Raw genomic sequence first — 25,132 nt, 5'->3', positions numbered from 1 at the left:
GTCCTATTGCAAAATGATGTCGTAATAATCCTGAGTATACAGGGCTTCCACCTGTAGCTTGATGGTCTTGCCAATGAACGCCTCCAGATCCGCCAAACCATTGCTGTCTTCGTCCAACAATCGATCGACCACCGGCTGACTGGCCAGTACCAGATAATTGCCCGCACCATACGCACGGTCTTCGCGCAGGATTTCCCGGAAGATTTCATAACAGATGGTTTCTGCGGTTTTTACCGAACCACGCCCTCCACAGGCACGACAAGGCTCCATCAACATCTGCTCAAGGCTTTCGCGGGTGCGCTTACGCGTCATTTCCACCAGACCCAGCTCGGATACACCGCTGATCTTGGTTTTGGCGTGGTCTTTCTCCAGCACCTTTTCCAGCATCCGCAACACCTGACGCTGATGCTCCGGGTCCATCATGTCGATAAAATCGAGAATGATGATGCCACCCAGATTACGCAGACGCAGTTGGCGACCAATCGCGGTAGCCGCTTCGAGATTGGTCTTGTAGATAGTTTCCTCGAGGTTGCGACGCCCAACAAAACCACCGGTATTCACATCAATGGTGGTCATGGCTTCGGTCTGGTCGATGACCAGATAACCGCCGGACTTCAGCTGTACCTTGCGCTCCAGCGCTTTCTGGATCTCATCTTCAACGCTGTACAGCTCAAAAATAGGGCGCGGACCGGCGTAATAACCCAGGCGTTCTTCCACTTCCGGTACATATTGCTGGGTAAAGCCTACGATCTTGTCGTAGGTTTCGCGTGAATCGATGAGGATTTTTTCAACTTCCGGACGAGCGTAGTCGCGCAGCGAACGCAGGGGTAACGGCAGCTCATCGTAGATAATGCGTGGTGGTGTGAACTCGGCGATGCGTTCTTCCAGCTTGCGCCACAAACGACGCAGGTAACGGGTATCGGCCAGAATCTCGTCCTCACCTACGCCTTCGGCAGCGGTACGCAGAATAAAACCGGCTTCGCCACACAGACCTTCACGTTCCATACAGCTGGTGACCAGTTTCTTCAGACGATCACGCTCACCTTCGTCATCAATTCTTTGCGACACACCCACATGTTCCGCACCAGGCATGTACACCAGATAACGGGATGGAATGGTGAGTTGGGTGGTCAGACGAGCACCTTTGGTGCCAATTGGATCTTTGGTAACCTGCACCACCAGCGACTGGCCTTCATGCAGAATCTGGTTGATCGGAGTTGAACTGTCCGGATGGCCAAGCTCGGCTGCATGGATAAACGCCGCACGCTCCAGACCTATATCCACAAACGCCGCCTGCATCCCCGGCAGAACCCGGGCAACGCGGCCTTTGTAGATGTTACCGACCAGACCACGATGATTGGTGCGCTCGATAAAAATCTCCTGCAACACCCCATTTTCAACCACTGCCACCCGCGTCTCTGTGGGTGTGATATTCATCAGAATTTCTGCATTCACCGTCAGGATTCCTTGCAAACAGTTGGCGACACCGAAAATCGGCACCGTCCGGAAATTCCGCCTCAGGTTTTAACCCAAAAGGGCAAACCGGCGCTCTGCAATAACTGGCTGACTTCCGTCAGTGGCAAACCGACCACGTTGCTGTAACTGCCCTCAATACCGCGAATCAGCACAGCGCCCATACCCTGAATACCGTAACCACCGGCCTTATCCTGGCCCTCGCCGGTAGCGATATAGGCGTCGATCATGCTGTCGGGTAACTCGCGGAAACGTACATAGGTCGTCACCACCAACGCCTCAACACCTTCAGGATGCACCAGCGCAATACCGGTCATCACCTGCTGTTCCTGACCAGACATGGCCTGCAGCATTTCCCGCCAGTGTTGTTCGGATTCCGGTTTGCCGAGAATACGATCATTCAACACCACCGTGGTGTCGGCGGCCAGCACAGGCAGGTCAGAATCAGCCGCGACCTTGGTCGCCTTGGCAAGCGCCAGACGCAGCACATAGTCATACGGACGTTCATTGGCCATAGGAGTTTCATCAACATCCGCGACCTTTACCAAAAAGGGCACTCCGATCTGCTGCAGCAGTTCTTTGCGACGAGGTGAAGAAGAAGCCAGGATAATCATGCCAGTATGCGTCTCATGAGAAGTTGACCAATCGAGTACAGCCATGGCCATACCAGCGCAGAAGCCAGCGGCGGCATCCAGAGCTGTACCGGATGCGGCCATTCAACAATCAGCTGGTTCGACCAGTGACGCAACACCTGATGGCCCAGCGCCAGCAGCCAGACCAATGCCGCCTGTTGCACCAGGTTGTAGACACCAAAACGACGGCTCAGAAGTTGCACCAGAAAAATATGCACAGCAAAAGTGAACACATGGGTTCCCAGCAACGTACCCATTTCAGCATCCATCATCAGACCGGCCGGAATCGCCAGCCACAGGCCAAACAGGCCTGGCGCGTTGAGCACCAGAATGGTGATGACCAGCAGGATCCACAATGGCTGGAACCACAACAGCAGTTCTGGCATTGGCAAGTGTTCAAGAGTGAATCCGACAAACAGAAAGGAAGCACCCAGAATAAAAGACTGCAGGTTCATTAATTATCCTGCCAAAGTTCCGGAGGTGGCACCTGGCCAGCCCCCTGGTTAAACAGCAACATCAAGGTACGACTGCGATCCAGACTGGCGCTCGGGCGCGCACTGACGGTCGCAAACATCTGGCCCGCCTCGTGATCAACACTCTCAACCACAGCAACCGGGTAACCGCGAGGATACCGGCCACCAAGACCAGAGCTGACCAGCAAATCACCGACCTGAATATCGGCGGTGTTCGGCACGTAGATCAGTTCAAGGCGGTCCAGCTCACCGGTGCCAGCAGCAATAGCACGCACACCGTTACGATTTACCTGCACCGGTACCACATGGTTGGAGTCAGCAATCATCATTACCCGACTGCTGTGCGGTAACACTTCTACCACCTGCCCCAGCAGGCCGTGAGCATCCAGTACCGGCTGACCAATAAACACACCGTCCTCACCACCTTTGTTAATCAGCACTTGCTGGCTGTAAGGGTCTGGATCAACTGCAATCAGGGAAGTTACAAGCACCCGGTCGTTAACCTGCTCGGAAGCACTCAGGAGTTCCCGCAGCTCACTGTTCTCGGATTCGAGTGCCGCCAGACGCTGGGCTTTTAACTCCAGCACCAGATTACGAGCTGACAACTGGCGGTTTTCATCCAGCAGCTCACGCCGCGACGATGCCGATTCGTCCATCCAGGTGGCAACCGTGGACGGCAGCAATGCCACCTGCTGGGCAGGATAGAGGGCATAACCGGCGATATAACGCACCGGCTGCAAAACGGAATAGTGGTTATCGACCCACATGGCGGCAACGGCCAGCAGGCAGATAGCCAGCGTACGCTGTCCCTGAAACTGGGACACCTGGAATGGCGTGATAATAAGCCGACTCCTGACAACAAACGTCCAACCGGTTACGACCCCGGATAACAAAACACCACCGGTGGCGAAGCCCCCGATGGTGTCTGCAGATCAAACCGGATCCGAATTATTCGTGATCCAGCAGTGCCAGCGCCTGCTCGGAAGCAGTTTCGAGGAAACGACCGCCGCCACGAGCCACACAGGTCAGCGGGTCTTCGGCAACCAGAACCGGCAGGCCGGTTTCTTCGCTCAGCAGCTTGTCGAGATCACGCAGCAGTGCACCACCACCTGTCAGAACCATACCACGCTCGGCCACGTCAGAAGCCAGCTCTGGTGGCGCCTGTTCCAGTGCGCCTTTTACCGCATGCACGATGGCTGCCAGGGATTCCTGCAGGGCTTCCAGAATCTCATTGGAGTTCAGGGTAAAGCTGCGAGGGATACCTTCGGCGAGGTTACGACCACGAACGTCGATTTCACGCAGTTCAGCGCCCGGGTAGGCAGTACCGATTTCCTGTTTGATACGTTCTGCGGTGGCTTCACCAATCAGGCTGCCATAGTTACGACGAACATACGCAACAATGGCTTCGTCGAAACGATCACCACCGATTTTCACGGACTCAGCGTACACAACACCGCTCAGGGAGATAATAGCGATTTCGGTAGTACCACCACCGATGTCCACCACCATGGAACCACGAGCTTCATCAACTGGCAGACCGGCACCAATAGCAGCGGCCATTGGTTCGTGAATCAGATACGCCTTGCTGGCACCCGCACCCAGTACTGAGTCGCGGATAGCCTTACGTTCAACCTTGGTAGCCTGGTAAGGAACACAGACTACAACACGTGGACTTGGTTGCAGGAAGCTGCCTTCATGAACACGCTTGATGAAGTACTGAAGCATTTTTTCAGTTACTTCGAAATCGGCAATCACACCATCCTTCATTGGACGGATCGCCTGAATGTTGGCCGGGGTACGACCCAGCATACGCTTGGCCTCGCTACCTACGGCCGCAACGCTTTTCTGATGTCCCTGCAAGCGAATGGCAACAACTGATGGCTCGTTGAGAACAATACCCTTGTCGCGCATGTAAATGAGGGTATTTGCGGTCCCCAGGTCGATTGACAAATCGCTGGAGAACATCCCCCTGAGTGCTTTGAACATCCCACCGTATCCTGTTTGCAGCTGGCAAAAAATGAGGGCTAACTCTAGCAATGGCGGGGATTTAGGGCAAGGCGCATTTGTGCTAGGCTCTGGCGTTTTCACAGACTTGAATACTGGAGAACCGACATGGCTCTGGAACAGGATCAGGTGCTGGCCATCGCCGAATTGTGCCGCCTGCAAATCAGCGACGCCGAAGTCGCCGAATACCAGAAAAACCTGAGCAATATCCTCGACCTGGTGGACCAGCTGGCTGCCGTTGACACCAGCGACGTTGCCCCTATGGCTCACCCTCTGGATGCCGTGCAGCGCCTGCGCGCTGACCAGGTAACCGAAACCAACCAGCGTGAACACTTCCAGAAGATCGCACCGGCCACCGAAAACGGCCACTACCTGGTGCCACGAGTGATTGAATAATCACGTATCTCACGTACTGGCCGGGCAACTGCCCGGGCGTTAACCGGTTTCAAGGAATTCCACATGCATAACAAGACCATTGCCCAAATTGCCCGGGAACTGGCAGCGGGTGAATACTCCAGCGTCGAGATTACCCAGGCGCTGCTGTCCCGCATCGAACAGCTCGACCCTGTTTACAACAGCTTTATCACCGTAACGCCAGAACAGGCACTGGCTCAGGCCAAAGCGGCCGACGAACTGCGTGCTGCCGGTCAGGCCGGTATCTGGACCGGTGTACCGATGGCCCATAAGGACATTTTCTGTACCAATGGCGTGCTGACCACCTGCGGCTCTCGTATGCTGGGCAACTTTGTTGCACCGTACGATGCCACCGTCGTCAGCAACTTCAACGCCGCTGGCGCCGTGTGCCTGGGTAAAACCAACCTCGACGAATTCGCCATGGGTTCCTCCAACGAATCCTCGTTCTACGGTGCGGTGAAAAACCCGTGGGATCTGGAGCGTGTTCCGGGTGGTTCGTCCGGCGGCTCTGCTGCCGCGGTTGCTGCTCGACTGGTGCCAGGCGCCACCGCCACCGACACCGGCGGCTCCATTCGCCAGCCTGCGGCCCTGTGCGGTATCACTGGTATCAAGCCAACCTATGGCCGCGTTTCCCGTTGGGGCATGATCGCTTACGCCTCCTCTCTGGATCAGGGCGGTGTTATGACCCGCACCTCTGAAGACGCTGCCATGATGCTCAACGTCATGGCCGGTTTTGATCCAAAAGATTCCACCTGTGTGGATCGCGCCGTACCGGATTACACCGCCACCCTGAACGACTCCATCGAAGGCCTGACCATTGGTCTGCCAAAAGAGTACTTCAGCGCCGATCTTGATCCAGCCATGGCCCAGCAGGTTCGTGCCGCCGTTGCCGAGTTCGAAAAGATGGGTGCCAAGGTCAAGGAAATCAGCCTGCCAAACACCCACCTGGCGATTCCGGTGTATTACGTGATTGCGCCATCCGAGTGTTCCGCCAACCTGTCCCGCATGGACGGTGTGCGCTTTGGTCACCGCGTTGCCGATCCGAAAGACATCAACGACCTCTACAAGCGCTCCCGCAGTGAAGGTTTTGGTGCCGAAGTCAAACGCCGCATCATGGTCGGTACCTACGCCCTGTCGGCCGGTTTCTACGACGCCTACTACCTGAAAGCCCAACAGGTTCGTCGCCTGATCAAGAACGACTTTGTTGAAGCCTTCAAGGAAGTGGACGTGATCATGGGCCCGGTAACTCCGACCCCTGCGTTCCGCGCCGGTGAAAAGACCTCCGACCCGGTGTCCATGTACCTCGAAGACATTTTCACCATCGCCCTCAACCTGGCCGGTCTGCCAGGCATGTCGATTCCATGCGGCACCGTTAATAACCTGCCAGTGGGTCTGCAACTGATCGGTAACTATTTCGAAGAAGGCCGCCTGCTCAACCTCGGCCACAAGTTCCAACAAGCAACCGACTGGCACCAGCAAGCGCCAGCCGGTCTGGTATAAGGAGTCCGTCATGGAATGGGAAGTTGTTATTGGCCTCGAGATCCACGCTCAGCTGGCCACCAAATCCAAGATTTTCTCCGGAGCCTCTACCGAGTTTGGTGCTGACGCCAACACCCAGGCCTGCGCCATAGACCTCGGTCTGCCGGGCGTTCTGCCGGTGTTCAACGAAGAAGCCCTGCGTATGGCCGTAAAGTTCGGCCTGGCGATTGATGCCGAAATTGGCAAACGCTCCGTCTTCGACCGCAAGAACTACTTCTACCCGGATCTGCCAAAAGGCTACCAGACCACCCAGCTGCACCACCCGATTGTGGGCAAGGGTTATATCGACATCGAACTGGATAACGGCGAAACCAAACGCATCAACGTTACCCGTGCGCATCTCGAAGAAGACGCTGGCAAATCCGTACACGAAGGCTTTGGTGCCATGTCCGGTATCGACCTCAACCGTGCCGGCACACCGCTGGTTGAAATCGTATCCGAGCCGGAAATGCGTTCTGCCAAAGAAGCGGCCGCTTACTTCCGCAAGATGCACAGCATCGTTACCTACCTCGGCATCTGTGACGGCGACCTGTCACAAGGCTCCATGCGTTGTGACTGTAACGTTTCCCTGCGTCCAAAAGGCCAGGCCGAATTCGGTACACGTACCGAAATCAAGAACGTTAACTCCTTCCGTAACGTTGAACGCGCCATCGAATCCGAAATCCAGCGTCAGATGGATATCCTCGAAGACGGCGGTCGCATCATTCAGGAAACCCGCCTGTATGACGCCGACAAAAACGAAACCCGCGGCATGCGCTCCAAGGAAGTCGCCAACGACTACCGTTATTTCCCATGCCCGGACCTGCTGCCAGTGATCATCGACGACGATTACATCGACGCTGTACGCGCCACTCTGCCAGAACTGCCGGATGCCAAACGCAAGCGTTTTGTCGAAGTACATGGCCTCAGCAGTGTTGATGCTGGAGTACTGTCTGCCAACCGCGAGCTGGCTGCCTACTTTGAAACCGTTGCTGAAACCGTCAACGATTACAAGCTGGCGGCCAACTGGGTGCAGGGTGATGTCTCCGCCACCCTTAACCGCCTGGAAATCAGCATTGCCGAACTGGCCGTCTCCGCTGAACAGCTGGGTCGTATCCTGCAACTGATCAAGGACAACACCCTTAACAACGGTGGTGCCAAGGAAGTCTTCAACGCCCTCGCCGAAGGCAAAGGCGACGGCTCCGTTGCCTGCATCGACAGCCTGGTCGACTCCATGGGTCTGAAACAGGTATCCGATACCGGTGCAATCGAAGCCATTGTGGCTGAAGTGCTGGCCGCCAACGCCAAACTGGTTGAAGGCTACCTCGCCACTCCGGAAGACAAACGCGCCAAGGCTATTGGTCCGTTTATCGGCCTCGTGCGTAAAGCCGCCAAGGGGGTAAACCCGCAAGTGGTGATGGATGTACTGCAGAAGAAACTGAACGAGCTTGGTTGATCTGTGAGAGCGTCAGACGTCTGAAGCTGTTAAGCGTCTGAGGTCTGAGGTCTGAGGTCTGAGGTCTGAGGTCTGAGGTCTGAGGTCTGAGGTCTGAGGTCTGAGGTCTGACGCTACCCTTTGTAGGGTGTAATAGCCAACGGCGTATTACACCAGAAGATTGATAAGGTGTATTACGCAGTCCGCCGGGCGGCGTTCTGCTAATACACCCTACCAAATCGAAAATGCCATTCAATTACTCTTGAACAATCCCTTCAGAATAAATCCCATCAGACCGACAATCGTTGCTCCAGCACCAATGACCGCCAACATAACTTCGGATGGAATTTCCTGTTTAAGCTCTTTCATCTGGGAAAAATAATAATCAACGCTATCAAATAGAAACGACATCCATACACAAAGCAGAACCGCCACAAAAAAAGCTGCGCATACTCTCAAGCCGATATGTGAATATACTTCCCAGGTTTGGGCTTTTTGATGTTCCGTTTCAGCATTTTTCCGGAGGACTTCAGCCTTATCCAATTCAGAAGCAAGCGATAATTCGCTGGTATTTGCATCAATATGACTGGCCGGGTTTGCAACTCCTTCTGCAAATGGATCGATCATCACTACAACCCTGCCACAGCTTTTGGATCAGTGATAACCCGGCGATAATGGTCTTTGATCAGCTCATCCGGGATCTGGGCGAATAACTGCCGACTACCACCATCGATTTCCCAGACTTTATGCCAGGGAGTTTTGGGCTGGTGTGTCAGAGTCACAAGTGCCATGGCATCCCTGTCACCATAAAGCTTCAGAATGCCATTGAGCGTCTGAATAACATCCTCATCGGCAACACCTGATTCAACAGGACCGACAGGAATTTTCTCTGCCCCATAAGAACGGAATTCATTGTAGACAGAATGAATGACTGGCCCGTATTTCCAGGCACTGACCTCATCAGAAAACAAGGGTTTGTTTTTCCAGGCGAGCAGATAGCCATGAGCAATGTAGAGCAACTTTTGCAACTGAAGATTGGAGAGTTCTATTCCCCGCCCCTTGGCCATCTCCAGCATTTTGTAGGCAACATCGACCGCGCGATACATATCAACCTCGAAAGAGCTGACTATTTATACAGTTAATTTAATGCAACAGCCCAGCGTAAGCCAATAAAAAACCGCCTTTCGGCGGTTTTTTATTGCGTCCGACGTCAGACCTCAGACGTCAGACCAGAGACCTCTGGCAGCCTTCTTACTTGACCACTTTCAAAGCAGGTCGAGCAGCGGGCTCCGGTTCGGTCTTGCGTGGTTTTGGCGGCTCCGGTGGATTTTCCGGGTCTGGTGCACCGGCTTCACCACCGAACACCATACCCTGGCCGTTTTCACGGGCATAAATCGCCAGAATAGCGACCACAGGTACGTACACCGACATCGGCACACCACCAAAACGGGCATTAAACGAGATGCCGTTGTCGTCAATCAGCAGACTCTGAACCGCTACCGGGCTGATGTTCAGAACAATCTGGCCCTTGTTAACGTAGTCCTGAGGCACCTGAACCCCAGCCAGAGAGGCGTCAACCAGCACGTACGGGGTACAATGATTGTCGAGAATCCACTCGTTCAGCGCTCGCACCAGGTACGGGCGGCTGGGGGTCATGACACTGCTCATTTGTCGTGCATTTCCTTTTCAGCTTCACTCAGGCTGGCCTGGAATGATTCACGATCAAACAGACGTTCCATGTAGCTCAGCAGTGGTTTGCACTGCTTGGCTGGCAGCTCGATACCCAGTACCGGCAGACGCCACAAGATTGGTGCTACGCAGCAATCAACCAGGGAAAACTCATCACTCATGAAGTAAGGCATTTCCTGGAAGATAGGCACGATGCCAACCAGGCTGTCGGTCAGATTCTGACGCGCCTTGTCTGCTTCTTCTGCTTCACCAGTCAGAATGGTGTCGATCAGACCACACCAGTCTTTTTCAATTCGCTTGATCCACAGACGGGCTTCAGCACGCGCAACCGGATAAACAGGCAACAGCGGCGGATGCGGGAAACGCTCGTCGAGGTATTCCATCATGATATTCGGGTCTTCGTAGAGCGTCAGCTCGCGATCAACCAGAGTTGGAAGAGTGTTGTAAGGATTCAGGGTCGTCAGATCTTCCGGCAGATTGCCTGGATCCACGTCCAGAATATCAACAGCGACGCCCTTCTCAGCGAGTACGATACGCACCCGGTGGCTGAAATGATCTGAGGCGTCCGAATAAAACGTCATGGTAGAGCGCTTGGCTACAACCCCCATACTTTCCTCGCTATAAAATTGCATCAGTCTGAAAACAAAATTAGCCCGGCCGCATAACGGCCAGGCTTGGTACTTCATTCCGGTCAGGAATTACTTGAGATCCTTCCAGAATTCCTTGTTCAGCAAGTATACCGGAACAAAGAAAATGGCCAGGAAGCCAAGTACCCACCAACCAAGACTCTGACGCTCTACAGCCATTGGCTCAGCAGCGTAGGTCATGAAGTTTACCAGATCGAACACAACACGGTCGTACTGTTCTGGAGTCAGGGAACCTGCTTTCTCCAGGTACAGAGCGTGTTCGTGCTCTTCAGTGATCTCGCGACCAGTCAGAGTGTCGAAACCAACGGCAACCTGGGCAGTACCCATTGCCTGAACACCCTGCAGACCAGCCAGAACGTGAGGCATACCTACGTCCTTGAAGACCACGTTGTTAACGCCCCACGGACGGCTTGGATCGGCGTAGAAGCTGCGCAGGTAAGTGTACAGCCAGTCTGGACGACGAACACGAGCAACCAGAGTCAGATCCGGAGGAGTGGCACCGAACCACTTCTTGGAGTCTTCCTTACGCATGCCGATGGTAGCCAGAGCACCGAACTTCTTGTCGGTGTCGAATACCAGGTTGTCCATCATCAGCTTTTCAGGGATCTCAAGGTCCTTGGCAATCCGGTTGAACCGGATGTGTTCCATGGAGTGACAGCCCATGCAGTAGTTCATAAAAGTCTGGGCACCACGCTGCAGTGACGCAGTGTCATGCAGGTCGGTACGGTGTTCATCCAGATGCACATCAGATTCGTTGGCCAGTGCCATTCCTGGCAGCAGGGCAATCGCAATCAGAGCAAAAATCTTTTTCATTAGTGGCCCCCGGTTACACGTTCTGGTACTGGCTTGGTTTTCTCCATGCGGGTGTAGAACGGCATGAGGAGGAAGAAAGCAAAGTAAATAACCGAAGCAACCTGAGCAACCAGAGTCAGTTTTTCAGTTGCTGGTTGAGTACCCAGCCAGGTCAGCAGTACGAAGTCGAATGCGAACACAATAATGAAGATCTTGCTGATCCAGCCTTTGTAGCGCCAGCTGCGCACAGGGCTACGATCCAGCCAAGGCAGTACGAACAACACAGCAATAGCACCAGCCATACCGATAACACCGAATACTTTATCCGGAACCGCACGCAGAATGGCGTAGAAGCAACCGAAGTACCATACAGGTGCAATGTGAGCAGGAGTCTTCAGACCGTTAGCAGGTTCGAAGTTCGCGTATTCCAGCATGAAACCGCCGCCTTCCGGGAAGAAGAACATAACGGTACAGAACACCATCAGGAACACAACAATACCAACCATGTCGTGCACGGTGTAGTAAGGGTGGAAAGGGACGCCATCCAGCGGCTTGCCGTTTTCGTCTTTCAGTTTCTTGATGTCAACGCCGTCAGGGTTATTGGAACCCACTTCGTGCAGAGCCAGCAGGTGCAGTACAACCAGCATGACAATAACCAGTGGCACAGCAACGACGTGCAGAGCAAAGAAACGGTTCAGGGTGGCACCGGAAATCAGGAAGTCACCACGGATCCACTCAGTCAGTTCGTTACCGTACGGCAGAACAGAGAACAGGGAGATAATTACCTGAGCACCCCAGTAGGACATCTGGCCCCATGGCAGTACGTAACCCATGAAAGCTTCCGCCATCAGAGCCAGGTAAATGAACATACCGAACAGCCAGATCAGTTCACGTGGCTTCTGGTAAGAACCGTACATCAGTGCACGCATCATGTGCAGGTATACAGCGATAAAGAAGAAGGTCGCACCGGTGGAGTGCATGTAACGGATGATCCAGCCGTACGGTACGTCACGCATGATGTACTCAACGGAGGCGAAGGCCGCTTCCTGGCTTGGAACGAAGTTCATGGTCAGCCAGATACCGGACAGGATCTGGTTAACCAACATCAACATGGACAGTACGCCGAAGAAGTACCAGAAGTTGAAGTTCTTCGGAGCATAGTACTTGGACATATGCTTTTCATAGGTCTGGGTAACCGGCAGACGGTCATCAATCCAGCCCATGAAACCATTGCTTTGTTTGGTGCTCATATTATGCGTGCTCCTCATCCACACCAACTACCAACACGTTTTCACTCTCGAAAGAGTACGGTGGTACTTCCAGGTTAGCCGCAGCAGGAGAACCCACGAATACACGACCAGACAGGTCAAAGCGGGAACCGTGACATGGGCAGAACCAACCGCCTTGCCACTGGGCATCAAACGGTTCTGGCTTCACTTCGGCGAAATACTTGGGTGCACAGCCCAGGTGGGTACAAACGCCCAGCAGAACCAGGATTTCCGGTTTGCGGGAGCGGTTCACGTTGTCAGCATACGCAGGCTGCTGAGCCTTGTTGCTGTTCTCTGGATCCTTCAGACGACCAGCCAGAGACGGCAGGTTTGCCAGGGTCTCTTCAGAACGTCGAACGATATACACAGGCTTACCGCGCCATTCTGCAATCAGAATCGCACCCGGTTCCAGTTTGCTGATATCGACCTTTGCTGGTGCACCTGCCGCTTTAGCCTTTTCGCTTGGATTCCAGGATCCTACGAAGGGTACAGCGACGAAGCCAGCACCAACAGCGCCGAGACCGGAAGTCACACCCAGAAGCAGAGTGCGCCGACCTTTATTTACGCCGTCTTGACTCATTACCATCTTCTCCCATCATTACAATTCTTTTTCTGCTGCGAGGTCATGAGCCTTGAAGTCACGATGCACAGACCCGATGTGAAGCGCAGAGCGGCGCACATAGTAAAGAAAACAACACATGGAAACAACTGCGATACCCCAATACCTTGTGGGGTTAAATCAATAAAAAAAGCGCCCATTGATATAGACCAATGGGCGCTTTTTTGAAGCAGTAATACGGAAGTCGTATTAACGCTTGGAGAACTGTGGACGCTTACGTGCTTTACGCAGACCCACTTTCTTACGTTCAACTTCACGAGCGTCACGGGTCACATAACCAGCGGCACGCAGGGAAGAACGCAGAGTCTCGTCGTATTGCATCAGGGCACGGGTGATACCGTGACGGATAGCACCGGCCTGACCGTTACCACCACCACCAGCAACGTTAACGATAACGTCGAACTTTTCCAGGTTCTCAGTCAGAACCAGCGGCTGACGAACTACCATGCGAGCAGTCTGACGGCCGAAGTATTCGTCCAGAGAGCGCTTGTTGATGGTAATCACGCCAGTACCTGGACGCAGGAACACACGTGCAGTAGAGGTCTTGCGACGACCAGTACCGTAGTATTGAGAAACGGCCATCTTATTCTCCCAGCTTCAGTTCTTGCGGCTGCTGAGCTGAATGTGGATGCTCGCTACCTGCGTAAACTTTCATTTTCTTGAACATGGTACGACCCAGGGGACCCTTAGGCAGCATACCTTTCACCGCAATCTCAATTACGTCCTGTGGCTTGTAATCGATCAGCTTTTCGAAGCTGATAGACTTGATACCACCTGGGTAACCAGTGTGACGGTAGTACATTTTGTCAGTGGCTTTGGAGCCAGTAACTTTGATTTTCTCGGCGTTGATAACAACGATGTAATCACCGGTGTCAACGTGAGGAGTGTATTCTGGCTTGTGCTTGCCTCTCAAACGGCGAGCAACCTCGGTAGCCAGGCGACCCAGCGTCTGATCAGCTGCGTCCACAACAAACCACTCACGTTTTACGGTTTCGGGTTTAGCGCTGTAAGTTTTCATCAAATTCTCGCCTTCAAGGGCATGTTGATCAGAAAAGAGGGCGGCATATTACAGCAGCCACCCCCTTGGCGCAACCTGAATTGTGCAGAAAACTACCAGTTCAGGGTTGCTTCCGAGCATCGGCTCGTTATGCCTTAATGCTCGCGAGTTGCCCGGAACTGTACGTCCGGCCAACGTTCCTGAGTCAGACTCAGATTAACCCGGGTCGGGGCGATGTAGGTCAGATAACCACCACCGTCCATTGCCAGGTTTTCCGCAGCCTTACGCTTGAAATCTTCAAGCATGCGGCTGTCCTTGCAGTATACCCAGCGCGCGGTCGTAACACTGACCGGCTCATAGATACACTCTACCTTGTATTCGTCACGCAAACGTTGCTGTACCACATCAAACTGCAGCACACCCACGGCACCCAGAATCAGGTCGTTGTTATTCAGCGGCATGAACAGCTGGGTGGCCCCTTCTTCTGACAACTGCTGCAGACCTTTCTGCAGGGCTTTCATTTTCAACGGGTCTTTCAGACGTACACGTTTGAACAACTCAGGTGCAAAGTGCGGAATGCCGGTGAAACGGAAGTTTTCACCCGCAGAAAAGGTATCACCAATCTGGATGGTACCGTGGTTGTGCAGGCCGATGATATCGCCGGAAATGGCTTCTTCCACCTGACTGCGATCACCTGCCATGAAGGTCACGGCATCGGCAATTTTCACTTCCTTGCCAAGACGGGAATGAAGCATCTTCATACCCTTGGTGTAAGTACCGGAACACACACGCATGAATGCGATACGGTCGCGATGTTTCGGATCCATGTTAGCCTGAATCTTGAACACAAATCCGGAGAAAACATCTTCTTCCGGATCAACGGCGCGTGCGTCGGTTTCACGAGCCAGCGGTGCCGGTGCCCACTCAACGAAGTAGTCGAGCAGCTCACGCACACCAAAGTTGGCCAGTGCAGTCCCGAAGAATACCGGGGTCAATTCACCACGCAGGTATTCGTCGAGATCAAATTCATGACTGGCACCACGCACCAGTTCGATTTCGTCATCCAGCTCGGCGATCATGTCTTCACCCAGCAGGGCGATGGCTTCGTCCGAGTGCAGACCTTCAATGCGGATGTCGTCCGGCACCACACTGCCCTGCCCCGGCGTAAACACATGGACGGTATCGGTGAGCAGGTTGTAAACACCCTTGAAGGCCTTACCCATACCAATTGGCCAGGTCACCGGCGCACACTTGATCTTGAGTACGGTCTCGATTTCATCCAGCACCTCGATGTGATCACGCACTTCGCGGTCCATCTTGTTAATGAAGGTGAAAATCGGGGTATCACGCAGGCGGCAGACTTCCATCAGCTTGATGGTACGGTCTTCTACACCCTTGGCGCCGTCGATCACCATCAGCACCGAGTCAACGGCGGTGAGGGTTCGGTAGGTATCTTCCGAGAAGTCTTCGTGACCCGGTGTATCCAGCAGGTTCACCATGCGTTCTTTGTACGGAAACTGCATTACCGAGGTGGTAATGGAAATACCACGTTCCTGTTCCATCTGCATCCAGTCGGAAGTGGCCATACGACCCGTCTTGCGACCTTTTACAGTACCGGCCAGCTGGATCGCGTTGCCCAGCAGCAGCAGTTTTTCGGTAATGGTGGTTTTACCGGCATCCGGGTGCGAAATAATGCCGAACGTGCGACGACGACGGACTTCTTCAAGGAACGAAGGCATGGACAGTATCTTCAGTAACTGGTTGAAGGCGCCGCACTCGAAAACCGGCGGCCTTAAAAGGCGCGGGAGTATACCAGAAAAGCAGAATCCGACAGCAGTCGAATCCCGGAAGCAAGCCGGAATCCGACGCAGGTCAGCAAGGACGGTCAGCCCTGACGGGCAGCTTTTTCCTTATCGGCAGCAATGATCCAGGCGTGATCAGGATCGTTATGGAAGATCCAGTTACGGGAAGGGCCTGCCATCACGTTCAGATAGTAGGAATCGTAACCGTGCGGCGCACCAACCGGATGGTAACCGCCTGGCACCATCACCACACCGCGGTTTTCCACACTCATGGTTTCATCAATGCTGCGGTCGTCGGTGTAAACGCGCTGGAATACAAACCCCTGCTCCGGATTAATACGGTGATAGTAGGTTTCTTCCAGATGAGTTTCGTGCGGTGCGTTATCGGTATCGTGTTTGTGCGGTGGGTAGCTGGACCAGTTACCAGACGGCGTCCGCACTTCACACACCAGCAGGCTATCGGCTGGCAAGTTGCCAAACAGGATGTTGCAGACATGACGCTGGTTGGTGCCAATACCACGGGTTTCAGCCTGACACATGGACGGTTCAATCAGACGTACCGGGAAACCACCCTTGCCCGGCGCCTTGCAGACGGCCAGCTCCAGCTTGGTGGTTGCGGTAACGGTGTAACGCTCACCGGCAGGCAGGTACAGGGCGTACGGTGACTGTTCGTCAAACACGCTCATACGCTCTCCCACGCTGGACCACTGCTGATCGGAACTGGCGAGGTCTGCCTTGCCAGCCAGCAGTACCAGACAGACTTCCTGTTCACCGGTTTCGGCGCTCAGGGTCTGTCCTGGTTCCAGCAGAAAGGCTTCAAAGCCCACATATTGCCAGCCGGCAGAATCCGGAGTGATGTTCTGGATACGGCCAGCCGCATCCGGTTGACTGGCACGGGAGAGCAAACGCGACATGAAGACACCTCTTGTTATTGTCAGCTTCAGATATCGATCACGACACCGGAGCCGACCCGGTGTCATTCAGATGGAATATTGTCCTTGCGATGTGCCAGACCGATGGCCAGCGATTGCGCCAGACACAGGGACGATGACAACGAACGGAAGGCATGGACACTGGCTTCCTTCACCACAAAACAGACCGATGCCGAGGACGCCAGCGGGCTGACCTGACTGTCGGTAATCACAATCAGCGGTACGTTGCGCTCAACAGCGGCACGCGCCACTTCCAGGGTTTCGCTGGCATACGGATGGAAACTGATGGCCACCAGTACATCATCCGCGGTAATCGACGCCGCCTGTTCGCGATACATGCCACCAACGCCATCCACCAGAAACGCCTTGCAGTCGATATGACGCAATGCATAGGCAAAATAACTGGCCACTACAAACGCCCGTCGAACCCCCACAATATGGGTAGAACGTGCACGTTCGAGAATATCGATAGCGCGGCTCATATCGGCTTCCGCAATGGTGTCACCCAGATGCTCCAGCGCCGAAATATTGGCCCGCACAAAATGATTCAGCAGGCGTACCGGGTTATCGTCACCGTCTTCCGAGATTTCATCACGGGCAATACGGATACGTTCCTGATAACTCGGCGCCTCCTCGATCAGCTGTTGCTGGAACAGACGCTGCACTTCGCTGAAACCGCTGTAACCAAAGGCGTTGGCAAAGCGCACCAGAGTGGATGGGTGCACTCCGGCGTTACGGGAAATCACCGCAACGGTGCCAAACGCGATATCGTTCGGGTTGTCCAGCAGGTACTCGGCAACCTGTTTCAGGCGCTTGCTCAGGCGACCATGCTGTTCAGTAATGGTGGTTTTCAGCTCCGCCAGCGTCGCAGGTACTTGCTCCATGGCTTCCTCTCATAACGTTCGGGATGGCTAGTTAAACTCCTTTCGTCAGAAATTGGAATTCAACCTGCACCACACCGACGCCCGGTGTCGGAATCCAGACCCGGAATAACCCGGGTAATGCCAGACCTGCCATCAACCGCTACGTCAGAACAGACAGTCCATTTCAAAATTCATAACTTTGGAATATTTTTTCCATTTGATGCAAAAACCGCATGGCTGTCAAGTTTTGCGTTTTGTCGCGCGCAAGCCTTGCCGAAACAGAACAAACATTCTAAGGTGTGACATCCGGCCAACAACAAACACAACAGAGGCCCGTCATGACTGAACTCGATGCCCAATTCTTTCGCCCGTTATGGCGCCGCATTCTGGTTTCCGTGTTTTGCCTGATCTGGAGCTCACTGGAATGGTCAAGCGGCCAGTCCTTCTGGGGCATGATATCGCTCGGCCTGTTCGGCTGGTGCCTGTGGAACTTCTTCTATCACTACGAAGAACCCGAGCAAGACTCCCACCCTTGAGAGCCACCCGTTTTCCGGAATAGTCCAGTTCACCATGTCGAGCCGCCCAACCATCAAGGATCTCGCTGAAGCAGCCGGGGTCAGTATTGCGACTGTCGATCGGGTTCTGAATACCCGCACCCGCGTTCGTGAAGCCACCGCCCAACGGGTACTGCTGGCCGCCGAAGAAATCGGCTATCACGCCGCTGGCCTGTTAAAACGCCGACTGCGCGAAACCCGTCCACGCAAGCAGGTGGTGGTGTTGTTACAACGCAGCTGTGATGCTTTTTATCGGGCGCTGGGCGACACCGTCGACAAGGTTTCACGTAACTTCGGGCGCTTTGCACTCGATACCCGCATTCATTTTATGGACGAAGTCAGCCCTGACTTCATCGTTGCCGAACTGCAGAACAAAACCCTGGATGCCGACGTGGTGATTCTGGTGGCGCTGGATCACCACATGGTGAATCTGGCAGTGGATCAGCTTAATGCCGACGGCAAAATTGTCCTGACTCTGCTGTCGCCACTGTCGGCCAATGGCTGTAACGGCCATATCGGCCTAGACAGCCACAGCGCCGGCCGTTGTGCCGCCTGGAGTATTGCCCGCCTGAGCCCGCGCCCGGGCAAAGTCGGCATCCTGCTGGGCAGCCATCGTTACCGGAATCAGGAAATTTCCGAAATCAGCTTTATCCGCTACCTGCGTGAAAAGGCCCCCGACTTTGTACTGCTGCCATCGTTGCTGAACCTGGATGACGAACGCCTGGCGGCCGAAGCCACCGCCCAGCTGCTTGATGATCACCCGGATCTGGTGGCTATTTATAACGCAGGAGGTGGTGTGGATGGTGTGATTCGGGCCGTGCGCCGTGAACGCGGCAATCGTCGCCTGGTAGTGGTCTGTAACGAGCTGACCACCAACAACCGCACCGCTCTGGCCGAAGGTCTGCTGGATGTCATCATCGCCACTCCTCTGGAAAAACTTGCCAACGAATTACACCAGATGCTGGATCAGGCCCTGTCTACCCGTCCCGATGTACGCTTTGCGCCCGTGTATTTACCGGTGGATTTGCATATATCCGAAAACGTCTGACAGAAAGCGACATCAACCGGTAAGTTATTAACCAGAACACTTACCTACTGTACGCTTTTTGTTCTACCCGAATACGATCCCCCTTCAACCTGACGCCACTTGTGTCATAACAAGACACCTATTGCGGTGATTTCGGGCTGGATTCACAGGCTGGGTGTCGATATAGTGCCGCCTCTTTGAAGACGTAGTAAAATAACGACTTCAACAACCCATTCTGAATGCCGATTCACCAGCCGACCGGGAGGTCTGATGAGCCTGCTTGATCAAATCAGCGAGCGCCTGGAAGGCCTGAACAAATCCGAACGCAAAGTAGCCGATGTAATCCTCGCCGATCCCAAAGCCGCCACCCGTATGAGCATTTCGTCACTGGCGACCGCATCGTCAGTGAGTGAACCAACGGTGAACCGCTTCTGCCGCAATTTTGAGACATCCGGCTTCCCGGACTTCAAGATCCAGCTGGCCCAGAGTCTGGCGACCGGCACACCGTACGTCAGCCGCAATGTCGAACAGGACGACTCCACCGAGGAGTACACCGACAAGATTTTTACCTCGACAATTGCAGCGATGGAAAACGCCCGCAAGCAGATCAACACCACCGCGATTGAACGGGCTGTTGATTTTCTGATCCAGGCCAAACAGATTTCCTTTTTTGGTCTGGGCGCGTCCGGCCCGGTGGCCATGGATGCCCAGCACAAGTTTTTCCGTTTTAACCTGCCGGTTACCGCCTACGACGATGTGCTGATGATGCGAATGGTCGCCGCTGCGGCCCATACCGGCGATGTGATTGTGGCGGTGTCATACACCGGTCGCACGCGCGAAATGGTCGAAATCGCCCGAATAGCCCGCGCCAACGGCGCCACCGTGATTGGAATAACCGCCGAAGGCTCACCTCTGGCCGAAGCCAGCTCGGTGTACCTGTCGTTCCCGACACCGGAAGACACCGAAAAGTACATGCCAATGACCTCCCGTATTGTGCAACTGATACTGGTCGACGTACTCGCCACCGGCGTTACCCTGCGCCGTGGTGTGGATTTCCAGGCGCATCTGAAGAAGATCAAGGACAGCCTGAAAGACACTCGAATACCCGACAACGGCAACGCCTGAGTCGTCTTGCTTCTTATATATGGCCATTGATTAATGGCCATTTTTCTTTTCGCACTTCCCCATCGTACACCGCTGCTCAAACGCCACCTGACGGACGTCGGGCGTCGTTGCCAATTCTTGTGGGCATAAATGCCCACCCTACAACAGAGCAACTATTAACACCGAACTCCCCCAGCGCAGCTGGCCACCCAATGCCCATCTGGGCGAGCCGGGATTCACCGCAACGGCCGACCCGGCCGAGGCATGGATGCGCCGCCAGGCCCTATTTTCACCGATAGACAGAGCACAGGGATGTGCCATCTGGCCGGGGTCGAAACGCCGTTGTCGGTGAATACCGGAAAAACAAGCCCAGTCGGGAAAAAGCAGGGGGAGGCCCGCCCGGCCGGGGGACAAGGTCCCCCAAGAGGGCAAACAGCCTGGCCAATTAACAAGCCGAGTAGCCGCAAAGCGCCGGACGTCGAGGCCAATTCTTGTGGGCATAAATGCCCACCCTACAACAGAGCAACTATTAACACCTAACTCCCCCAGCGCAGCTGGCCACCCAATGCCCATCTGGGCGAGCCGGGATTCACCGCAACGGCCGACCCGGCCGAGGCATGGATGCGCCGCCAGGCCCTTTGGCACAGGGATGTGCCATCGGGCCGGGGTCGAAACGCTGTTGTCGGGGAATACCGGATAAACGAGCCCAGTGGGCAAAAGCAGGGGGAGGCCCGCCCGGCCGGGGGACAAGGTCCCCCAAGAGGGCAAACAGCCAGGCAAATTAACAAGCAGAGTAGCCGCCAGAAGTCGGACGAACAGCATCCAGACCCAAACCACTAGCAACAGCCAGACCAACACCGATTTCACCCAGCGCAGCTGGCTACCCAATGCCCATCTGGGCGAGCCGGGATGCCCCGCAACGGCCGACCCAGCCGGGGCATGGATGCCCCGCAAGGCCCGTTGGCACAGGGATGTGCCATCGGGCCGGGGTCGAAACGCTGTTGTCGGGGAATACCGGATAAACGAGCCCAGTGGGCAAAAGCAGGGGGAGGCCCGCCCGGCCGGGGGACAAGGTCCCCCAAGAGGGCAAACAGCCTGGCCAATTAACAAGCCGAGTAGCCGCAAGCGTCAGACGAACAGTATCAATCAACACCGATTTCACCCAGCGCAGCTAGCAACCGTTCATTGTCCATATGGGCAAGCCACCAATAAAAAAGGCCGCATAGCGGCCTGAGCAAAGCAGAAAAGCAAGAAGATAAATCGGTAAAAGAACCCGCTGGCTTACGCCGAGCGGGCAAAATTGCTGCATTCAACCGCAGCGGTCAGCACATAACCTTTGCCACGAACGGTTTTGATCAACGCCGGTGAGCGGGCATTTTCGCCCAATCGGCTACGCAGTCTGCTCATCTGGACATCGATAAAACGATCCATCGGCAGGTTGTCACGTCCGCGGGTAATTTCCGCAATGGTGTCTCGGGTCAGAACCTCACCACTGCTGTCGAGCAACATCATCAACAGCTGGTAGTCGGAACCGGACAGGGAAATCGCCGTACCAGCCGGATTCACCAGCAGGCGGGCCACGGTATCCAGCTGGAAACCATTAAAGTAGCGATACCGGCTCGGGGTACGTGGTGAGCGGATTTCCGGCTCGACCCGACGTGAGCGACGCAGAATCGCCTTGCAACAGGCCAGCAGTTCACGCGGGTTAAACGGCTTGGCCAGATAATCATCAGCACCAGAGTCCAGTGCCTGGATACGGGCGGTATCCACTTCGTCAGCGGCGGGTTCCGACAACAGGATCACCGGCACATCGCTGACTTCACGCAGCAGCTCCACATCCTGGGAACCCCGTGCGGCCAGTACCACCAGATCCGGCTGGTCGTTCAGCTCGCCCATGGCGAACAGTGATGGAAACACGGCCACTTCAAAGCCTTGCAGCTCCAGCCAGGCTTGCATCAGCAAACGAACATTATCGTCGTGCTCGACAACGTGAATACGGGAACGTCCTGACATACATCACCTGTAAGGGTGGTTAATCAGCGCCGGTCTGGTGCGGTCGAACCAGAAAACAACCAGCGACTGTCGTTCAACTCGATTGGGGTTAAGCATTCTGCCGCAGCCTTGAAGGCAACTGCGGCAGAAGCGGGACTATCCATTCAAACCCTGATCAACAACCGGATCAGGACTTCTTGCGCTTGTTCTGACGGTGCTGGTCAACCACAACGGCCACCACAATAATGCCGCCCTTGATGATGTCCTGGTAATAGGCGTCGATACGCAGGAAGGTAAAACCGGACAACATCACACCCAGAATCAGAGCACCAATCACAGTACCGGTAATACGACCACGACCACCCGACAGCGACACACCACCAATTACCGCAGCGGCAATCGCATCCAGTTCGTACATCATACCCATACCGGCCTGAGCGGTTTTGATACGGGCAATCGCGACCATCGCTGCCAGACCGGCCAGCAGACCGGCAATGGTGTAAACCTTGATCAGGTGAGCATCAATGTTGATACCGGATACACGCGCTGCTTGTGGGTTGGCACCAATGGCGTAGGTGAACTTGCCGAAACGGGTGTAACGCATTACGACGTGGAAGAACGCGGCTACCGCCAGGAAAATCACCACCGGCATCCAGCGATCCAGGCCGTTACCCAGCATCGCAAAACCTTCGGTGAAACCGGACACAGGCGAACCATCGGTGTACCAGCGAGCGATACCACGAGCCGATACCATCATGCCCAGAGTGGCAATAAACGGTGGAATCTTGGTTTTGGTGATCAGCCAGCCGTTGATAAAACCGGCCAGTGCACCAATCCCCACACCCACCAGCAGCGGCACAATAAATGGCAAATCAGTCAGGCCAGGGTGAATCAGTTTTGGCCATTCGCTGTTTTGTGCAAAGGTGGCGGCAATCATCGCCGACATCGCCACAACCGAACCGGAAGACAGGTCGATACCACCGGTGATAATCACCTGGGTAACACCCACTGCAATAATACCAATCACCGATACCTGCAGAATGATGATCTGCAGACGGCTCATGTTGGCGAGGAAACTCTGGCCAACCAGCATCCAGCCCAACACTTCGAAGAAGACGGAGATCCCCAGCAGAACCAGCAGTATGCTCAGTTCCGGTGGCATTTTTTTGCGCGTTTTGGTCAGTGCCTTACGTTCAGTGAATTCCACGCGGTCACCAGTAGTGCTCATTGTCATATCAACCTCGTTTTTATATTTCTTGCCGGTGCAACAGAGCGAGAATTGCTACCGGTTGGTGGTTCAACGTGCAGCCAGATCCATAATCGTGACCTGGTCGGCCTCACTGCGATCAACAATGCCGGTTACATGCCCTTCGTGCATCACCAGAACGCGATCGCTCATACCCAGTACTTCCGGCATTTCGGAAGAAATCATGATTACCGCTACGCCTTCGTGCGCCAGCTGGGTAATCAGTGAATGAATCTCGGCTTTGGCCCCCACATCGATACCGCGGGTTGGCTCGTCGAGAATCAGGATTTTCGGGTTGGTCAGCAGCCAGCGACCGATCAGAACCTTCTGCTGGTTGCCACCAGACAGGTTCTCGATACGCTCGTGCATATTCGGGGTTTTGACCCGCAGACGCTGACAGATCTCGATGCTGCGATCTTCCAGAACGTTTTCAGCCACAAAACCGGCACCGTCAACGTACTGATCGTGCAGCACCGCTGCCTGGATGTTTTCCTGAATATCCAGCGGCAGGAAACAACCGGTTTCCTTGCGGTCTTCGGTCAGAAACGCCATTCCCAGCTTGATCGCCTGATGCGGGTTGGTGATTTTGACATCCTGGCCAAACACATTGATGGTGCCGCTATCGGCCGGTTTTACCCCGAACAGGGCTTCTGCTACATCGGAACGACCTGAGCCGACCAGACCGGCAAAGCCGAGGATCTCACCGGCGCGCACATCAAAGGACACATCGCGGAACACACCGTCACGGGTGAGGTTCTTCACCGACAGCACCACGTCGCCCAGCTCCACTTCTTCTTTCGGGAACATCTGGGTAATGTCGCGGCCCACCATCATACGAATGATGTCATCGCGGGTGACGTCGGAAGACGCACAGGTTGCGATGTACTGGCCGTCACGGAACACCGAAAACTCATCGGCGATTTCAAACAGCTCGTTCATCTTGTGGGTGATGTAAACGATGCCGATACCACGCGCACGCAGGTCACGAATAATCTGGAACAGGTGTTCCACTTCTTTTTCGGTAATGGCCGAGGTTGGCTCGTCCATGATCAGCACGTCGGAGTTAAACGACACTGCCTTGGCGATTTCCACCATCTGGCGGTTGGCAACCGACAGCTCGCTGATTTCAGATTCAGGGTCCAGATCGATATTGAGACGATCAAACAGCTCCTGGGTCATACGGTTCATCGCCACATGGTCAACCAGACCAAAGCGGTTTTTCGGTTCACGACGAATCCAGATGTTTTCGGCAACCGTCATCGGATTCATCAGCAGCAGCTCCTGGTGAATCATGGCGATACCGGCTTCCTGTGCCGCCAACGGGGTTGGCAACCAGACTTTTTCACCACGCAGACGTACTTCACCACGATCCGGCTGATAAATACCGGCGATGATTTTCATCAGAGTCGATTTGCCAGCGCCGTTCTCTCCCATCAGGGCATGAACTGTTCCGGGACGAATACGCAAAGACACATTATCGAGCGCCACTACTCCGGGGAACTCCTTGCGTACATCACGTACTTCGAGGACATATTCGGAGTTGAACGCTTTTTTGACGGGAATTGCGTCAGTCACAGACATCAATTCCGCTGATGCGCTATTCATAACGCAATACCTCCACTCAGGTTCAGCAAGAGAGAAGCGCGCCCCC

General features: G+C 54.6%; 26 protein-coding genes. 6 read left to right on the top strand and 20 right to left on the bottom strand.

Going from position 1 to position 25,132, the window contains the following annotated elements; translation table 11 throughout:
* Window positions 1–3 precede the first annotated feature (3 nt).
* From rng to OUO13_RS04000, 5 genes are all read right to left on the bottom strand, one after another.
* Window positions 4–1,455 carry a ribonuclease G gene (gene rng, locus OUO13_RS04020; protein ID WP_283172563.1) on the bottom strand — a complete coding sequence of 484 codons (1,452 nt, stop codon included), beginning with the start codon at window positions 1,453–1,455 and terminating at the stop codon, window positions 4–6.
* A 62-nt stretch (window positions 1,456–1,517) separates the two neighbouring features.
* Window positions 1,518–2,087 (bottom strand): Maf family protein, encoded by a 570-nt coding sequence (locus OUO13_RS04015; RefSeq protein WP_283172562.1) that lies wholly within the window; start codon window positions 2,085–2,087, stop codon window positions 1,518–1,520.
* On the bottom strand, window positions 2,084–2,560 hold the full coding sequence (gene mreD, locus OUO13_RS04010) for a rod shape-determining protein MreD (RefSeq protein WP_283172561.1): 477 nt from the start codon (window positions 2,558–2,560) through the stop codon (window positions 2,084–2,086). Before mreD ends, OUO13_RS04015 begins: the two co-directional genes overlap by 4 nt.
* Window positions 2,560–3,402 (bottom strand): rod shape-determining protein MreC, encoded by an 843-nt coding sequence (mreC, locus tag OUO13_RS04005; RefSeq protein ID WP_283172560.1) that lies wholly within the window; start codon window positions 3,400–3,402, stop codon window positions 2,560–2,562. Before mreC ends, mreD begins: the two co-directional genes overlap by 1 nt.
* 124 nt (window positions 3,403–3,526) lie before the next feature.
* Entirely contained in the window at window positions 3,527–4,564 is a 1,038-nt protein-coding gene (locus OUO13_RS04000) for a rod shape-determining protein (protein ID WP_283172559.1), read from the bottom strand.
* A 126-nt stretch (window positions 4,565–4,690) separates the two neighbouring features.
* Between OUO13_RS04000 and gatC the strand changes: the two genes are divergently transcribed.
* From gatC to gatB, 3 genes are all read left to right on the top strand, one after another.
* A complete protein-coding gene (gene gatC, locus OUO13_RS03995; protein ID WP_283172558.1) occupies window positions 4,691–4,978 on the top strand; it encodes an Asp-tRNA(Asn)/Glu-tRNA(Gln) amidotransferase subunit GatC in 288 nt (95 codons plus the stop codon).
* A 63-nt stretch (window positions 4,979–5,041) separates the two neighbouring features.
* Entirely contained in the window at window positions 5,042–6,496 is a 1,455-nt protein-coding gene (gene gatA / locus OUO13_RS03990) for an Asp-tRNA(Asn)/Glu-tRNA(Gln) amidotransferase subunit GatA (protein WP_283172557.1), read from the top strand.
* A gap of 10 nt (window positions 6,497–6,506) precedes the next feature.
* Entirely contained in the window at window positions 6,507–7,970 is a 1,464-nt protein-coding gene (gene gatB, locus OUO13_RS03985; RefSeq protein WP_283172556.1) for an Asp-tRNA(Asn)/Glu-tRNA(Gln) amidotransferase subunit GatB, read from the top strand.
* A gap of 231 nt (window positions 7,971–8,201) precedes the next feature.
* On the opposite strand, the gene OUO13_RS03980 is transcribed toward gatB, so the two are convergent.
* The 12 genes from OUO13_RS03980 to OUO13_RS03925 form a co-directional block, all read right to left on the bottom strand.
* Window positions 8,202–8,576 (bottom strand): hypothetical protein, encoded by a 375-nt coding sequence (locus tag OUO13_RS03980; RefSeq protein ID WP_283172555.1) that lies wholly within the window; start codon window positions 8,574–8,576, stop codon window positions 8,202–8,204.
* Between the two features lie 2 nt (window positions 8,577–8,578).
* The gene (locus OUO13_RS03975; RefSeq protein ID WP_283172554.1) at window positions 8,579–9,055 is read right to left on the bottom strand and encodes a Panacea domain-containing protein; all 477 of its coding nucleotides are present in this window, start codon (window positions 9,053–9,055) and stop codon (window positions 8,579–8,581) included.
* 145 nt (window positions 9,056–9,200) lie between these two features.
* Window positions 9,201–9,605 carry a ClpXP protease specificity-enhancing factor gene (locus OUO13_RS03970; RefSeq protein ID WP_283172553.1) on the bottom strand — a complete coding sequence of 135 codons (405 nt, stop codon included), beginning with the start codon at window positions 9,603–9,605 and terminating at the stop codon, window positions 9,201–9,203.
* An 8-nt stretch (window positions 9,606–9,613) separates the two neighbouring features.
* The gene (gene sspA / locus OUO13_RS03965) at window positions 9,614–10,246 is read right to left on the bottom strand and encodes a stringent starvation protein SspA (protein WP_283172552.1); all 633 of its coding nucleotides are present in this window, start codon (window positions 10,244–10,246) and stop codon (window positions 9,614–9,616) included.
* A gap of 90 nt (window positions 10,247–10,336) precedes the next feature.
* On the bottom strand, window positions 10,337–11,098 hold the full coding sequence (locus OUO13_RS03960) for a cytochrome c1 (protein WP_283172551.1): 762 nt from the start codon (window positions 11,096–11,098) through the stop codon (window positions 10,337–10,339).
* Window positions 11,098–12,345: a cytochrome b gene (locus OUO13_RS03955; RefSeq protein WP_428982315.1), complete on the bottom strand. Its 1,248-nt coding sequence runs from the start codon at window positions 12,343–12,345 to the stop codon at window positions 11,098–11,100. The genes OUO13_RS03960 and OUO13_RS03955 overlap by 1 nt, the downstream gene beginning before the upstream one ends.
* Window positions 12,329–12,925: a ubiquinol-cytochrome c reductase iron-sulfur subunit gene (petA, locus tag OUO13_RS03950; RefSeq protein ID WP_283172549.1), complete on the bottom strand. Its 597-nt coding sequence runs from the start codon at window positions 12,923–12,925 to the stop codon at window positions 12,329–12,331. Before petA ends, OUO13_RS03955 begins: the two co-directional genes overlap by 17 nt.
* A gap of 228 nt (window positions 12,926–13,153) precedes the next feature.
* Window positions 13,154–13,546, bottom strand: coding sequence for a 30S ribosomal protein S9 (rpsI, locus tag OUO13_RS03945; protein ID WP_283172548.1), 393 nt, complete (start codon window positions 13,544–13,546; stop codon window positions 13,154–13,156).
* A 1-nt stretch (window position 13,547) separates the two neighbouring features.
* The gene (gene rplM, locus OUO13_RS03940; RefSeq protein WP_283172547.1) at window positions 13,548–13,982 is read right to left on the bottom strand and encodes a 50S ribosomal protein L13; all 435 of its coding nucleotides are present in this window, start codon (window positions 13,980–13,982) and stop codon (window positions 13,548–13,550) included.
* 134 nt (window positions 13,983–14,116) lie between these two features.
* The gene (locus OUO13_RS03935; protein WP_283172546.1) at window positions 14,117–15,700 is read right to left on the bottom strand and encodes a peptide chain release factor 3; all 1,584 of its coding nucleotides are present in this window, start codon (window positions 15,698–15,700) and stop codon (window positions 14,117–14,119) included.
* 146 nt (window positions 15,701–15,846) lie between these two features.
* Window positions 15,847–16,677 (bottom strand): 5-deoxy-glucuronate isomerase, encoded by an 831-nt coding sequence (gene iolB, locus OUO13_RS03930; protein WP_283172545.1) that lies wholly within the window; start codon window positions 16,675–16,677, stop codon window positions 15,847–15,849.
* Between the two features lie 62 nt (window positions 16,678–16,739).
* Window positions 16,740–17,579, bottom strand: a complete 840-nt coding sequence (locus OUO13_RS03925) for a MurR/RpiR family transcriptional regulator (RefSeq protein ID WP_283172544.1) — start codon at window positions 17,577–17,579, stop codon at window positions 16,740–16,742.
* 317 nt (window positions 17,580–17,896) lie between these two features.
* On the opposite strand from OUO13_RS03925, the gene OUO13_RS03920 reads away from it, so the two are divergent.
* The 3 genes from OUO13_RS03920 (at window position 17,897) to OUO13_RS03910 (ending at window position 20,264) form a co-directional block, all read left to right on the top strand.
* Complete coding sequence (locus OUO13_RS03920; protein WP_283172543.1) at window positions 17,897–18,094, top strand: hypothetical protein; 198 nt, start codon at window positions 17,897–17,899, stop codon at window positions 18,092–18,094.
* 34 nt (window positions 18,095–18,128) lie between these two features.
* Window positions 18,129–19,160: a substrate-binding domain-containing protein gene (locus OUO13_RS03915; protein WP_283172542.1), complete on the top strand. Its 1,032-nt coding sequence runs from the start codon at window positions 18,129–18,131 to the stop codon at window positions 19,158–19,160.
* A 249-nt stretch (window positions 19,161–19,409) separates the two neighbouring features.
* Window positions 19,410–20,264 carry a MurR/RpiR family transcriptional regulator gene (locus tag OUO13_RS03910; RefSeq protein ID WP_283172541.1) on the top strand — a complete coding sequence of 285 codons (855 nt, stop codon included), beginning with the start codon at window positions 19,410–19,412 and terminating at the stop codon, window positions 20,262–20,264.
* Between the two features lie 1,260 nt (window positions 20,265–21,524).
* On the opposite strand, the gene OUO13_RS03905 is transcribed toward OUO13_RS03910, so the two are convergent.
* The 3 genes from OUO13_RS03905 to OUO13_RS03895 form a co-directional block, all read right to left on the bottom strand.
* Complete coding sequence (locus tag OUO13_RS03905; protein WP_283172540.1) at window positions 21,525–22,256, bottom strand: winged helix-turn-helix domain-containing protein; 732 nt, start codon at window positions 22,254–22,256, stop codon at window positions 21,525–21,527.
* A gap of 166 nt (window positions 22,257–22,422) precedes the next feature.
* Window positions 22,423–23,397 carry an ABC transporter permease gene (locus OUO13_RS03900; RefSeq protein ID WP_428982318.1) on the bottom strand — a complete coding sequence of 325 codons (975 nt, stop codon included), beginning with the start codon at window positions 23,395–23,397 and terminating at the stop codon, window positions 22,423–22,425.
* Between the two features lie 135 nt (window positions 23,398–23,532).
* Window positions 23,533–25,086, bottom strand: coding sequence for a sugar ABC transporter ATP-binding protein (locus OUO13_RS03895; RefSeq protein WP_283172538.1), 1,554 nt, complete (start codon window positions 25,084–25,086; stop codon window positions 23,533–23,535).
* Window positions 25,087–25,132: the final 46 nt, after the last annotated feature.

The sequence above is a fragment of the Parathalassolituus penaei genome (assembly GCF_026626885.1).
Lineage (GTDB): Bacteria > Pseudomonadota > Gammaproteobacteria > Pseudomonadales > Oceanobacteraceae > Oceanobacter > Oceanobacter penaei.
This window is presented reverse-complemented; position numbering and strand designations above follow the sequence as displayed.